This window comes from Rhizobium sp. BT04, assembly GCF_030053135.1.
GTDB classification, from domain to species: Bacteria; Pseudomonadota; Alphaproteobacteria; order Rhizobiales; family Rhizobiaceae; genus Rhizobium; species Rhizobium binxianense.
On record NZ_CP125652.1, the window covers coordinates 3844487 to 3857541 of the forward strand.

A 13055-nucleotide genomic window follows, 5' to 3' on the forward strand; every position below is an offset into this window, starting at 1 on the left:
CCTACTTCCGACCCGTTATTGGTACTGACGATCGACCCATTGGCGGTAGCTGCCGCTTGTGACGTTCTCGACCCATGCTTCGTTGGCGAGATACCACTCGACAGTCTTGCGAATGCCCGTATCGAACGTCTCGCTCGGATGCCAGTTCAGTTCCCGCTCGATTTTGGCCGCATCGATGGCGTAACGGCGATCATGGCCGGGGCGGTCGCGCACGAAAGTGATCTGTGACTTGTAGCTTGCTCCGTGTGGCAGGGGCCTCAGTTCGTCGAGGATCTCGCAGAGCGTATTGACCACCGACAGGTTGGTCAGCTCGTTCCTGCCGCCGACATTATAGGTTTCCCCGACCTTTCCGCTTTCCAGAACGCGCCGGATCGCGCTGCAATGGTCCTTGACGAAAAGCCAGTCGCGAACTTGCATTCCGTCCCCGTAGATCGGAATCTGTTTATCCGCGAGCGCATTGTGAATGACCAGGGGAATAAGCTTCTCTGGAAAATGATAGGGACCGTAATTGTTCGAACAGTTCGTCGTCAGAACCGGTAAGCCGTAGGTGTGATGATAGGCGCGAACCAGATGATCGCTCGCCGCCTTGCTCGCGGAATATGGGCTGTTTGGTTCGTATTTGCGATGTTCGCTGAAGGCGGCTTCCGCGGGCGCAAGTGAACCGTAGACCTCGTCCGTCGACACGTGGAGAAAACGAAAGCTCTCTTGGAAGGCTGCATTCTGCAGGGCGAGAAATCCGCGGACGGCTTCCAACAGGCGAAAAGTCCCGACGATATTCGTCTGGATGAATTCTTCAGGCCCATGGATCGATCGATCGACATGACTTTCGGCAGCGAAATTGAGGATTGCGCGGGGATGATGCGCGCGAAGCAGCCCTTCAACCAAGTCGTAGTCCGCGATGCTGCCTTTGACGAAGAGATGGCGCGGGTTGTTCCAGATAGAGGTGAGATTTCCAAGATTGCCGGCATAGGTGAGCGCATCGAGGTTGACGACCGGCTCATCATGAAGCGCAAGCCAGTCGAGCACGAAATTCGCACCGATAAAGCCGGCGCCTCCCGTCACCAAGATCATGTTTTTCCCCTTGGACATCTGATAAATGGAAGACTCTAGTCTCATTGTGCCAGTCCCACGTCAACCGCAGAGATCCGCAATGCCCATTTCGGTTGCCTGGCTCGGTTACATGGGGGTTGCGCTAGTTCGGTCGTTTCCATAAACACGTCCCGAAGATTGCATCGAAAGACGACGTAAAAAATGACGAAAACCGCGCTTATCACTGGGGTGACTGGTCAGGATGGTGCCTATTTGGCCGAATTGCTTCTGAGCAAGGGCTATACGGTGCACGGTATCAAGCGGCGGTCTTCGTCATTTAATACCGGCCGCATCGAACATATCTATCAGGATCCGCATGAGGCACATCCTCGCTTCATTCTCCACTATGGCGATATGATCGACTCGACCAACCTGCTGCGCATCGTCCAGCAGACGCAGCCCGATGAAATCTACAATCTCGCCGCCCAAAGCCATGTCGGTGTCAGCTTCGAAACGCCTGAATATACGGCGGATGCCGATGGTGTCGGCACGTTGAGGCTGCTCGAAGCCATTCGTATCCTGGGGCTCGAGGGAAAGACCCGGTTCTACCAGGCATCGACCTCGGAACTCTACGGTCTGGTGCAGGAAGTGCCGCAGAACGAGAAGACGCCCTTTTACCCGCGTTCTCCCTATGCCGCAGCCAAGCTCTATGCCTACTGGATCGTCGTGAATTATCGCGAGGCTTACGGCATGCATGCGTCGAACGGCATTCTGTTCAACCATGAAAGCCCGCTTCGTGGCGAGACCTTCGTCACGCGCAAGATCACGATGGCGGTGGCTGCCATCAGCCTCGGCCTTCAGGACAAGCTCTTCCTCGGCAACCTTGACGCCAAGCGTGACTGGGGCCACGCGCGTGAATATGTCGAGGGCATGTGGCGCATGCTGCAACAGGACAAGCCGGATGACTACGTACTGGCGACGGGTGAGACGACCAGTGTCCGCCAGTTTGTCGAGTGGGCCTTTGCCGACGTCGGCATCACTTTGGAATGGAAGGGATCCGGCGTTGCCGAAAAAGGCTATGACGTCGCCTCAGGTGCGTGCCTTGTGGAAATCGATCCTCGCTATTTCCGCCCGACGGAAGTCGACCTTCTGCTTGGCGATCCAACCAAGGCACGTCAGAAACTCGGCTGGCATCACAAGACGCCGGTTCGCGAACTCGCCGCTGAGATGGTGCGGGAGGACGTCAAGCACTGGAAGGCTCTAAACAGCCGGAAAGAGATTTGAGTGTACGACTTATCCAACAAGAAGATCTGGGTTGCCGGTCATCGCGGGATGGTCGGCAGTGCTCTCGCGCGCCGGCTTCAATCGGAAGATTGCAACGTTATCACGGCCACGCGCCGTGAGGTCGATTTGACGCGGCAGGAGGAGGTTGAGAAATTTGTCGAAGCAACTCGACCTGACGCGATCATTCTCGCTGCTGCCAAGGTTGGCGGCATCCTCGCGAATGACAGTTATCCGGCAGAGTTTATCTATGACAATCTGATTATCGAAGCGAACCTCTTCGAAGCCGCCCACCGGGCGGGAGTGAACCGGCTGCTCTTCCTGGGGTCAAGCTGCATCTATCCCAAGCTCGCTCCACAGCCGATTCCCGAAGAGTCTCTGCTGACCGGTGCGCTTGAGCCGACCAACGAATGGTATGCGATTGCCAAGATCGCCGGTATCAAACTGGCGGAAGCCTATCGCAAGCAATATGGTCGGGATTATATTTCGGCCATGCCGACCAATTTATATGGCCCGGGCGATAATTTCGACCTGAATTCCAGCCATGTGCTGCCTGCGCTCATCCGCAAGGCGCATGCTGCGAAACTTCGCAAAGACCCGCATATGGTGGTCTGGGGCACGGGGACCCCGCGCCGAGAGTTTCTTCATGTCGACGACTGCGCCGACGCGTTGGTGTTTCTCCTCAAAACCTATTCGGGCGCGCAGCACGTCAATGTCGGCTCGGGTACGGATCTCGAAATTATCGAATTGACCCGTTTGGTGTGCCGCGTCATCGGTTACGAGGGTGACATCATTCATGACCTTTCCAAGCCCGATGGCACGCCGCGCAAACTGATGAGCAATCAGAAGCTGCAGGACATGGGCTGGAAACCGCGCATTTCGCTTGAGGATGGCATCCGCGCCACCTACGCCTGGTTTCTGGAGTTCGAAAACAGATCCGATTCAGCGGTCTGATACCAAGTCGCTGCGGACCCTCCGGCATTTTTCTTTTCCCGCAATCGCGACACAGGGTGTCGCCAGCCTCCGATTGCCTCGTGATCCTATGGGGCAGGACGGCTCGGCCATTGAGACGGGGAGCCCGATAGGCTTAGTGCGGTGAGTATTGTGGAATATGCGGATATACGCATAATTTCTGCCGCCGGCGCTGCCAGGCAAGATCGGTCGAGGGCTCTGGGGGATCCCATGGAAACAATCGTCGAGGACGCCGGTGTCGGCGTCGTGTCGCCCGAACTCGTGGTCGACGCGCTGTTTGCATGCCGAAAGACGGCAGCGATCAGGGCGGCCATCGAGCTTGATCTCTTTACGCACATCGGCGAGGGCAAAACGGCAGCATTGCTGGCGTCGGCGACAAGCGCCTCGGAGCGTGGGGTGCGCATCCTGTGCGACTACCTGGTGGTCCATGGTTTCCTGACAAAGGAGAGCGGACAGTACCGAATGACGCCCTCGACCAGAATGTTCCTCGATCGCAATTCGCCGGCCTATATGGGCTCTGCCGTCGAGTTCGTCGCAGCACCCGAAATAATCGATAATTTTCTGCGCGATCCGGCCGCCATCGTGCGAAACGGCGGTTCGTCCGGGCTTGCCAACATGTCGCCAGACAATCCCGTCTGGTTGAAGTTTGCGCGCGGCATGGGCTCCTTTACCGGGCTCAGCGCCAAGATACTGGCCGGCGAAATCTCCGGCTGGCCGAGGCCTCCCAAAAAGGTCTTGGACATCGCTGCAGGTCCGGGTGTTTTCGGGATCGAAATCGCCAAGGCCTTTCCATCGGCGGAGATCGTCGCCGTCGATTGGGCCGCCGTGTTGGAGCTGTCGAGGCAGAATGCGGTAAAAGCCGGCGTGGCCGACCGATACCGGACGATCGCCGGCAGTGCCTTCGATGTGGAGTGGGGGACGGGTTACGATCTCGTCCTGCTGCCGAATTTTCTGCACCACTTCGATGCGCCGACATGTGCTGAGCTGTTACGAAGGATCATCGCCAGCCTTGCAGGGGATGGTCGGATCGTCGCGGTCGATTTCGTGCCGAACGAAGATGGCGTGTCGCCGCCTTTTCCCGCGGCCTTCTCCTGGGAGATGCTCGCCAGCACGCCGGCGGGCCAAGCTTACACGCAAAGTGAGCTGACTGAGATGGCGAGACTGGTCGGCCTTGCCGGTGTCACGGTCAAACCGATGCCTCCAACGCCGGCAAGCCTCATTCTCTTTGAATAGCCGGTCGACAGTCGTCGCATCTTGAATAGGCTCGCCAGCACCGACGTATCGCGACCCGCCAGGATACGACCCAAAAAATTCTTCCGAACCGTTCTGGTGCTAGATGCAGATGCGCATCCTGCATCAAACCAGATCGTCGAGGTCGACGTCCAGAATCCGAGCGATCGCCTTCAATGCGTCCAGGGAGCCTTCCTTCTTTCCGGTCTCGATTTCCGAAAGATAGGGCTGTGAGAGCCCGGCCTTTTCGGCCAGCTCCTTGACGCTTATGCCGCGATGCTTGCGGAACACGCGGACAGGATCTTCGCCTGAAATCAGCGCCTTGACGACGTCTTCCGGCCAGGTCTCTTCGCCGGCATCGATGCGCGCCTTCGCGGCGCGCGCCTCGCTGAGGTCGACAAGGTCGCGGTAGTCTTCTTCGGAGAGCAGGACATAGCCCTTGCCGTCGATGGTCAGTGTCTGAATTTCACCCATGATGGTCTCCTATTCGTTATAGATGTCGCCACGCGGGCCGGTTTGATGACGATGACCTGCATGGTCTGATCGTCGATGATGACTCGATCCTGTCCGACGCGAATGCGAAAAAATTCGCTGCCTTGCAGTTTCTTGAGATCAACCGGCTCGCTGTTGGCGAAGGCTTCGACCTTGGCGACGATCGCGGCCGCGCGCTTCGGCTGCATCTTGCGGAGTGCCTTCGCGGCAGCCTTGCTGTAGGCGATCTTTTTCATAAGGGGAATATAGCTATTGGCGAATTCTGGCGCAATGGCAATATTGCTTATGGCGATATTTGCGAATTCCGCTCGGTCCTTGGACTCAAACTACCTGAATCGAGACTTGGCTCTGGCCGAAAGCGCGATCAGGAAGCTCGAAGCGAGAACAGAAATTCCCAACTGACACGAAATGTCCTGATCTAATGAGGGGGAAATTGATTGGCTGGGGAACCTGGACTCGAACCAAGATTAACGGAGTCAGAGTCCGTCGTTCTACCATTGAACTATTCCCCAGCAGTTGCCGCCGAAGCAGGGCTTGGCTGCTGTGCGGCGCTTATAACCAAAAGCGGGCGGATTGCAAATACCCGTTTTGAAAAAATTCGAGGCTGGGCGGAAGACGAAAAACCATCCCCGAATCCCCGTCCAAAAAAGAATTTGGCGATTTCGGCGGGCGCTGATATTCTTGCGGCAACGCAAAAATCGAATGAGCGCCTGCTGCATACCTCAGGACTTGCGCGGCGCGGTGGAAAAACAACGTGGAAGACCCCGAAGGCGGCGCAAAGCCGCAATTTGACGGGGCGTCGGCGGCAGGGCGCAAGGACGGCAAGAAGTCCAGGCGCCGTAAGGGCAAGCGTGGCGGGCAATCCCGCAACGCGGCTCATCCCGCTTCGCATGAGCCCTCCGGCGGTGCCGGACAGCCTGCGCGCCCGATGGAAGATGCAGCCGGCAATCCGGCCCGCAAGCGCAAGCGTCGCCGTCGTGGCGGTCATGGTGCTGCGCAAGGCGGTTCACCTCATCCCCATGCGATGGAGCAGACGCAAGCGGCGGGCAACCCCGCGCGGTCTGAAGGTGAGCCTCTGCCGAGCCGGCGCAACCGGCGCAAAAATCGTGGCAAGCGCGGTCTCCAGGGCCGGCCGCTGACGGCGGCAAAGCCTTCCCCGCCGCAGCAGGAAAGCCGCGCGGAAGAGACGGCGCGTACAGCCGTTCCGCGCGAAACGCCAAACGGCGCAGCCGCCAGCCGCAAGGGCCGCCAGGATAGCCATAGCAATCCCGGTTTTCAGGGGGATCGCCAGGCCGGTGACTATACATGGCCGGAAGAACTCTACGCCGCTCTCGACCTCGGCACCAACAATTGCCGCCTGCTCATTGCCCAGCCGACCCGCCCCGGTCAGTTCCGCGTCGTGGACGCCTTTTCCCGCATCGTGCGCCTCGGCGAAGGCCTTGCGGCAAGCGGCCGCCTGTCCGACGAGGCGATGGAGCGGGCGATCGAGGCGCTGCGGATCTGCGCCTCCAAGCTCAGGAACCGTGAGATCCGCCGCATGCGGCTGATCGCCACCGAAGCCTGCCGTCAGGCCGTCAACGGCGAAGAATTCCTCAGCCGGGTGGTTGCCGAAACCGGGCTCGAGTTGGAGATCATCGATCGCGAGACCGAGGCGCGGCTTGCCGTCTCCGGCTGCTCTTCGCTGGTCGGGCGCGAGACGCGCTCGGTCGTGCTCTTCGATATCGGCGGCGGTTCGTCGGAGATTGCCGTCATCCGCATTGGCGACAATCGCTTCAGCCGGCTTGCCAATCACATCACCCACTGGACCTCGCTGCCGGTCGGCGTCGTGACGCTGTCGGAGCGTCACGGCGGGCGTGACGTCACGCCGGAAGTCTTTGAGGGCATGGTGCGCGAGGTCGAGGGCATGCTCGTCAGTTTCGACTGCCCCGAGATCGAGATCGCCCAGACCGGCGACTTCCATCTGATCGGGACGTCGGGGACGGTGACGACGCTTGCCGGCGTGCATCTCGACCTGCCGCGTTATGACCGGCGCAGGGTCGACGGCATCTGGCTGTCCGACGACGAGGTCTCCGCCATGCAGGCAAAACTTCTCTCCTGGGATTTCGAAAGCCGCGCGGCCAATCCCTGCATTGGGCCTGACAGGGCCGATCTGGTGCTGGCCGGCTGCGCCATTCTCGAGGCGATCCGCCGCCGCTGGCCGAGCCCGCGGATGCGCGTTGCCGATCGCGGCTTGAGGGAAGGCCTGCTCACAGACATGATGGCCGATGACGGCGTGTGGCGGCGCAACCGCAACCGCCGCGGCCAACGGGCTAGATAGGGGAAGGCATGACCAAGGCACCGATCGCGGGAAACCGCACCGGCCGCAAGCTCGGCCAGCGCGTCAAGAACAAGAAGATGAAGGCCTCGTCGCGCCAATGGCTGCAGCGCCACATCAACGATCCCTATGTGCAGCGCGCCCAGCTTGAAGGTTATCGCGCCCGCGCCGCCTTCAAGCTGCTGGAAATCGACGAGAAATACCATATCCTGCGCGGCGCCAGGCGCATCATCGATCTCGGTGCGGCACCCGGCAGCTGGTCGCAGATCGCCGCCAAGGTCACCGGCTCGACGGATGAGGATATCCGCGTGGCCGCGATCGATTTCCTCGAAATGACCCAGCTGCCGGGCGTCAAGATTCTGCAACTCGATTTCCTCGATCCCAGCGCGCCGGAAAAGCTGCTGGAAGCGGTCGGCGGCGCGCCCGATCTTGTCATCTCGGACATGGCGGCACCGACCACCGGCCACCACCGCACCGATCATCTGCGCACCATGCATCTCTGCGAAGTCGCGGCGCATTTCGCCGTCGAGGTGCTGGGCGAGGGCGGACATTTCCTCACCAAGACCTTCCAGGGGGGCACCGAGCGTGAGCTGCTCGCCATGCTGAAGCAGAATTTCCGTCAGGTTGTTCATGTCAAGCCGAATTCGTCACGCGCCGAATCGGTCGAGATGTTCCTGCTCGCCAAGGGTTTCAAGGGCCGCAAGGCCGAAGGTGAAGCTGAGCAAGCTTGATCTTCCGGCCGGTGCTGACGGGGGATGGCGGTCTCTTGCATGACCGCCTTAAATCGGGATCGATTTAAGGATAAGGTTGTCGAGCAAATGAAAACGCCACAGCGTCCTTAGCGCGTCTGGAGAGACACGCGGCGATGCTGATCAGAGTTGATCCCATGCTTCTCTACGTCACGCTCGGAACCAACGATCTTTATCACGCGGGGCATTTTTACGATGCCGTTCTGCCGGTGCTCGGTTATCGCCGCCAGCACTATTCGGAGGAGGAAATCGGCTATTCCGCCGAGGGCGATGTGCGCTGCCGCTTCTGGGTGGTGACCCCCTTCAATCGCCGCAGGGCGACATCGGGCAATGGCGCCATGGTCGCCTTTGCGGCTGCAAGCCGGGCGGATGTCGATGCCTTCCATGCGGCGGCAATGGCGGCAGGCGGCGTGGATGAAGGCGGACCGGGCCTGCGCCCATACCATGCTCATTTCTATGCCGCCTATGTGCGCGATCTCGACGGCAACAAGCTCTGCGCCGTCTGTGAAAACCCTGAATAGATGACAGGTCTCTCTGACGCGCAAAGGCCGCTGCAGCACTAAGCTGCCATTGTGCAGCGGCCTATTTCACCACCGGCTGCTCTGCTTCAACAGTCGAGGTCGTCACGCGTCTCGGCCGGTGGCCGGAAACGAGCGCACCGGCATTGCGGTCCATCCTGATGAAGGGAATGGTCGCAATGACGGTCAGTCCGGCGATGATGTAGAAGGCAAGGTGGAAGTCGACGACATCAAGCGCTTCGCCCCTGATATAGATCGAGCTTTCCAGGATCGCGGCGGCGACCGCAACGCCGAGCGCCAGGCTGATCTGCTGCATCACCGAGCTCATCGATGTCGCCTGGCTGGCTTCCGCATCATCGATATCGGCAAAGGCAAGCGCATTGACGCCGGTGAACATGAAGGAGCGGGAGAAGCCGCCGAGCAGTAGCACGCCGATGATGACGAGATGCGGCGTCGCCGGCGTGAACAGGCCGGTGATAACGGTCACCAGCGTCGTCATCATGGCGGCGCCGAGCAGCGTCGTGCGGAAGCCGGCGGCGGCGAAGACGCGCTTTGCCATGAACTTGGTGGTGATCGCCCCGATCGCCCCGGCAAAGGTGATGAGGCCGGATTGGAACGGCGTCAGCCCGAAGCCGAGCTGCAGCATCAGCGGCGTCAGGAACGGCATGGCGCCGATGCAGATACGGAACAGCGTGCCGCCGAAGGTGGAGGCCCGGAAGGTCGGGTTCTTGAACAGGTTGAGGTTGAGGATCGGCGCCGGGTGGCGCTTCGCATGCCGCACGTAAAGGAAGCCGCAGGCCAGGCCGATCACGGTGGCGGTGACGCCGATGGCAGGCGGCAGGGCCGGCAGGCTGACCACCGACAGGCCGAAGACGACGCCGGCGGCTGAAAGCGAGGTCAGCACGAAACCGGTGAAATCGAGCTTCGGCGGCGCCGTCGCCTCGACCTCCGGCAGGAAGATCGTCGCCAGCCAGATACCGATAATGCCGACCGGCACGTTGATCAGGAAGATCCAGTGCCAGCTGAAATAGGTGGTGATGAAGCCGCCGAGCGGCGGACCGGTGAGCGGACCGACAAGGGCGGGAATGGTGAGCAGCGCCATGGCCGAAACCAGATCGCTGCGCTTCGTTGTGCGCACCAGCACCAGGCGGCCGACCGGCGTCATCATCGCGCCGCCCATGCCCTGCAGGAAGCGGGCAAACACGAATTCGACGAGATTGGACGAGGCGGCGCAGAAGATAGAGCCGATCACGAAGACCGAGATGGCAAGCCGGAAGATCTTCTTGGCGCCGAACCTGTCGGCCATCCAGCCGCTGACCGGAATGAACACCGCCAGCGCCACCATGTAGGAGGTCAGCGCCAGCTTCAGCGTGATCGGCCCGACATTGAGATCTCTGGCGATCGCCGGCAGCGCCGTTGCAATGACGGTCGAATCCATCTGTTCCATGAAGAGGGCGACGGCGAGGATCAGCGGGACGATGCGGTTCATAGGCGGGAGCCTTGATGGGGGAAGGCCCGTGCTGTTTAGTCCCACTTCAGGAGCCTGCCAATGCTCAAATCCGCTTCGATGACATGTTTGCTTCACGTCTGCGTGAGACGGCTTGTCCGACAAGATCGCCTATCAAAATTGACATATGTTTACTCTGCCGGGGCAAGAAATCCGGCGGGAAACGTCATCGAGGCGTGCGGCGACACACCGCAAGGCGGGGGAGAAGGGATATATGGCAGTTTCGACGCGACTGAAGCGGCGCACGTTTTTTGCAGCAGGGCTCAGCCTGCTGGCGGCGCCGGCAATTTTGAGAGAGAAGGCCGAAGCGGCCGCCACTGGAGAAAGCAGAAATATGGATGCAACGCCTTTGCCCGAAATCAATCAGTTCAAACTCGGTTCCTATAAGTTTACGGCCGTCCGCGACGGCACCAATGTCTCCGAAAAGCCCTATGAAACCTACGGCACCAATCAGGATTCGGACGCCGTCAGGGCATTGCTGACCGCAAACTTCCTGCCCGCCGACAAGCTGTTGAACGGCTATACGCCGGCCCTTGTCGATACCGGCTCGGATGTCATTCTCGTCGATACCGGCTTCGGCGAGGGCGGCCGCGCAAGGGGCAGCGGCAAGCTTGCCCAAGGCCTGAAAGCGGCTGGATATTCGGCCGACGACGTCACCATCGTCGCGCTGACCCATCTGCACGGCGATCATATCGGCGGCCTGATGGAGAACGGCGCGCCTGCCTTCAGGAATGCTCGCTATGTCGTCGGCCAGGCCGAGTATGATTTCTGGTCGGACAAGGCGCGTGAGGGCACACCGGCCGAAGGCGGCCACAAGGCGGTGCTCGCCAATGTGACGCCGCTTGCTGAAAAGACCGCCTTCATCAAGGACGGCGACAGCGTCGCCCCCGGCGTTACCGCGATGCTGGCCGCCGGCCACTCGCCGGGACATATGGTGTTCCACGTCGAATCCGAGGGAAAGCGGCTCGTTCTCACCGGCGATACGGCCAATCATTATATCCTGTCGCTGCTGCGCCCGGATTGGGAAGTCCGCTTCGACATGGACAAGGCGCAGGCGGCGGCCACCCGCCGCAAGGTTTTCGATATGATCGCGACCGACAAGATCGCCTTCCTCGGCTACCACATGCCGTTCCCGGCGGTCGGCTTCGTCGAGCGGCAGGATGGCGGTTATCGCTTCGTGCCGAAGACCTATCAGTTCGACATCTGATAGGGAGCCGCTCTCTGCGCAGCGACTTTCCCGGGAACGCGTGAAAACAAAGGGATAGGTCCTCTCCACGACGTGGAGAAATCAGGGACTTGCTTCACGCGCATGGCACCCATGACGAGCCCGGCGGGCACGCCGGGCTTTTTGCTATTTCCTTCCTGTCATAGACGTGTTACCAGCCCTCGCCAACTTCCAAGCAACCCATGCACACCGCCGGGGCGGACGATTCGTTTCCGGGCGGGATCGCATTTTTATTAAATGAAGGAATTTGGCCATGGCACGCATCATTGAAACGGCAACCGGCGCGGACGCGCTTACCTTCGACGACGTGCTGCTGCAGCCCGGCCATTCCGAGGTCATGCCCGGCCAGACGAATATCTCCACCCGTATCGCTCGGGATTTCGAACTCAACATCCCGATCATTTCATCCGCCATGGATACCGTCACCGAGAGCCGCCTGGCGATCGCCATGGCCCAGGCAGGCGGCCTCGGCGTCATTCATCGCAACCTGACGCCGATCGAGCAGGCCGAGCAGGTCCGGCAAGTGAAGAAGTTTGAAAGCGGCATGGTCGTCAATCCGGTGACGATCGGTCCCGATGCGACGCTTGCCGATGCGCTCGGGCTCATGAAGTCCCACAGCATTTCCGGCATCCCTGTCGTGGAGAAGTCCGGCCGCCTCGTTGGGATCCTGACCAACCGCGACGTCCGCTTCGCTTCCGATCAGGAACAGAAGATTCATGAGCTGATGACCAAGGACAATCTGGTCACCGTCAAGGAAAACGTCGATCAGCAGGAGGCCAAGCGCCTGCTGCATTCGCATCGCATCGAGAAGCTGCTGGTGGTCGATACCGAAGGCCGTTGCGTCGGCCTCATCACCGTCAAGGATATCGAGAAGTCGCAGCTGAACCCGAACGCTTCCAAGGATGCGCAGGGCAGGCTTCGCGCTGCTGCCGCCATCAGCGTCGGTGATGACGGCTTCGAGCGCGCCGAGCGGCTGATCGAGGCCGGTGTCGATCTTCTGGTCGTCGATACCGCCCATGGCCACTCGCAGCGCGTCCTCGACGCCGTCACCCGCGTCAAGAAGCTTTCCAACTCGGTGCGCATCATGGCCGGCAACGTTGCCACCTATGACGGCACCAGAGCGCTGATCGATGCCGGTGCTGACGCCGTCAAGGTCGGTATCGGTCCGGGCTCGATCTGCACGACGCGCATCGTCGCCGGCGTCGGCGTTCCGCAGCTCGCCGCCATCATGTCGGCGGTGCAGGCCGCGAATGATCAGGACGTGCCTGTCATCGCCGATGGCGGCATCAAGTTCTCCGGCGATCTTGCCAAGGCAATCGCTGCCGGCGCCTCCGCCGTCATGATCGGCTCGCTGCTTGCCGGTACCGATGAGAGCCCGGGCGAGGTCTATCTCTACCAGGGCCGCTCCTTCAAGGCCTATCGCGGCATGGGCTCCGTCGGCGCCATGGCCCGCGGCTCGGCCGACCGTTACTTCCAGGCCGAGGTGCGCGACACGCTGAAGCTCGTGCCTGAGGGCATCGAAGGCCAGGTGCCGTACAAGGGGCCGGTCTCGGGCGTCATCCACCAGCTCGCCGGCGGCCTCAAGGCGGCCATGGGCTATGTCGGCGGCAAGGACCTGAAGGATTTTCAGGAGCGCGCCACCTTCGTGCGCATCTCCGGCGCCGGTCTTCGCGAAAGCCACGCCCATGACGTGACGATCACCCGCGAGAGCCCGAACTATCCGGGCGCCGGTCTCTGA

11 protein-coding genes, 1 tRNA gene and 1 pseudogene are annotated in these 13055 nt (G+C 60.7%); 8 read left to right on the top strand and 5 right to left on the bottom strand.

What is annotated here, in order from left to right; all coding sequences use genetic code 11:
• Window positions 1-15 precede the first annotated feature (15 nt).
• A complete protein-coding gene (gene rfbB, locus QMO82_RS27005; RefSeq protein WP_183605782.1) occupies window positions 16-1071 on the bottom strand; it encodes a dTDP-glucose 4,6-dehydratase in 1056 nt (351 codons plus the stop codon).
• Between the two features lie 180 nt (window positions 1072-1251).
• On the opposite strand from rfbB, the gene gmd reads away from it, so the two are divergent.
• From gmd to QMO82_RS27020, 3 genes are all read left to right on the top strand, one after another.
• Window positions 1252-2313, top strand: a complete 1062-nt coding sequence (gene gmd, locus QMO82_RS27010; protein ID WP_183605783.1) for a GDP-mannose 4,6-dehydratase — start codon at window positions 1252-1254, stop codon at window positions 2311-2313.
• Entirely contained in the window at window positions 2314-3264 is a 951-nt protein-coding gene (locus QMO82_RS27015; RefSeq protein ID WP_183605784.1) for a GDP-L-fucose synthase, read from the top strand.
• Window positions 3265-3492: 228 nt separating this feature from the next.
• Window positions 3493-4515: a bifunctional 2-polyprenyl-6-hydroxyphenol methylase/3-demethylubiquinol 3-O-methyltransferase UbiG gene (locus QMO82_RS27020; protein WP_183605785.1), complete on the top strand. Its 1023-nt coding sequence runs from the start codon at window positions 3493-3495 to the stop codon at window positions 4513-4515.
• A 123-nt stretch (window positions 4516-4638) separates the two neighbouring features.
• Here QMO82_RS27020 and QMO82_RS27025 read toward each other — a convergent pair whose 3' ends face one another.
• From QMO82_RS27025 to QMO82_RS27035, 3 genes and pseudogenes are all read right to left on the bottom strand, one after another.
• A complete protein-coding gene (locus QMO82_RS27025) occupies window positions 4639-4986 on the bottom strand; it encodes a helix-turn-helix domain-containing protein (RefSeq protein ID WP_183605786.1) in 348 nt (115 codons plus the stop codon).
• Between the two features lie 9 nt (window positions 4987-4995).
• Window positions 4996-5240: pseudogene (locus QMO82_RS27030) on the bottom strand (type II toxin-antitoxin system RelE/ParE family toxin).
• Between the two features lie 202 nt (window positions 5241-5442).
• A tRNA-Gln gene (locus QMO82_RS27035) sits at window positions 5443-5516 on the bottom strand.
• A gap of 242 nt (window positions 5517-5758) precedes the next feature.
• On the opposite strand from QMO82_RS27035, the gene QMO82_RS27040 reads away from it, so the two are divergent.
• The 3 genes from QMO82_RS27040 (at window position 5759) to QMO82_RS27050 (ending at window position 8588) form a co-directional block, all read left to right on the top strand.
• Window positions 5759-7321 carry a Ppx/GppA phosphatase family protein gene (locus QMO82_RS27040; RefSeq protein ID WP_183605787.1) on the top strand — a complete coding sequence of 521 codons (1563 nt, stop codon included), beginning with the start codon at window positions 5759-5761 and terminating at the stop codon, window positions 7319-7321.
• An 8-nt stretch (window positions 7322-7329) separates the two neighbouring features.
• The gene (locus QMO82_RS27045) at window positions 7330-8049 is read left to right on the top strand and encodes an RlmE family RNA methyltransferase (RefSeq protein ID WP_183605788.1); all 720 of its coding nucleotides are present in this window, start codon (window positions 7330-7332) and stop codon (window positions 8047-8049) included.
• Between the two features lie 155 nt (window positions 8050-8204).
• A complete protein-coding gene (locus tag QMO82_RS27050) occupies window positions 8205-8588 on the top strand; it encodes a VOC family protein (RefSeq protein ID WP_183606638.1) in 384 nt (127 codons plus the stop codon).
• 61 nt (window positions 8589-8649) lie between these two features.
• Here QMO82_RS27050 and QMO82_RS27055 read toward each other — a convergent pair whose 3' ends face one another.
• Window positions 8650-10074 carry a DHA2 family efflux MFS transporter permease subunit gene (locus QMO82_RS27055; protein WP_183605789.1) on the bottom strand — a complete coding sequence of 475 codons (1425 nt, stop codon included), beginning with the start codon at window positions 10072-10074 and terminating at the stop codon, window positions 8650-8652.
• Window positions 10075-10306: 232 nt separating this feature from the next.
• Here QMO82_RS27055 and QMO82_RS27060 point away from each other — a divergent pair, with 232 nt between their 5' ends.
• Window positions 10307-11299, top strand: coding sequence for an MBL fold metallo-hydrolase (locus QMO82_RS27060; RefSeq protein ID WP_183605790.1), 993 nt, complete (start codon window positions 10307-10309; stop codon window positions 11297-11299).
• Window positions 11300-11570: 271 nt separating this feature from the next.
• Window positions 11571-13055: an IMP dehydrogenase gene (guaB, locus tag QMO82_RS27065; RefSeq protein WP_183605791.1), complete on the top strand. Its 1485-nt coding sequence runs from the start codon at window positions 11571-11573 to the stop codon at window positions 13053-13055.

What these genes read in the sequence shown, in the direction of transcription:
- QMO82_RS27060 (WP_183605790.1), top strand. Translation starts at nt 10,307, where the DNA reads ATGGCAGTTTCGACGCGACTGAAGCGGCGCACGTTTTTTGCAGCAGGG.
- guaB (WP_183605791.1), top strand. Translation starts at nt 11,571, where the DNA reads ATGGCACGCATCATTGAAACGGCAACCGGCGCGGACGCGCTTACCTTC.
- rfbB (WP_183605782.1), bottom strand. Translation starts at nt 1,071, where the DNA reads ATGATCTTGGTGACGGGAGGCGCCGGCTTTATCGGTGCGAATTTCGTG.
- QMO82_RS27045 (WP_183605788.1), top strand. Translation starts at nt 7,330, where the DNA reads ATGACCAAGGCACCGATCGCGGGAAACCGCACCGGCCGCAAGCTCGGC.
- gmd (WP_183605783.1), top strand. Translation starts at nt 1,252, where the DNA reads ATGACGAAAACCGCGCTTATCACTGGGGTGACTGGTCAGGATGGTGCC.
- QMO82_RS27020 (WP_183605785.1), top strand. Translation starts at nt 3,493, where the DNA reads ATGGAAACAATCGTCGAGGACGCCGGTGTCGGCGTCGTGTCGCCCGAA.
- QMO82_RS27050 (WP_183606638.1), top strand. Translation starts at nt 8,205, where the DNA reads ATGCTTCTCTACGTCACGCTCGGAACCAACGATCTTTATCACGCGGGG.
- QMO82_RS27025 (WP_183605786.1), bottom strand. Translation starts at nt 4,986, where the DNA reads ATGGGTGAAATTCAGACACTGACCATCGACGGCAAGGGCTATGTCCTG.
- QMO82_RS27055 (WP_183605789.1), bottom strand. Translation starts at nt 10,074, where the DNA reads ATGAACCGCATCGTCCCGCTGATCCTCGCCGTCGCCCTCTTCATGGAA.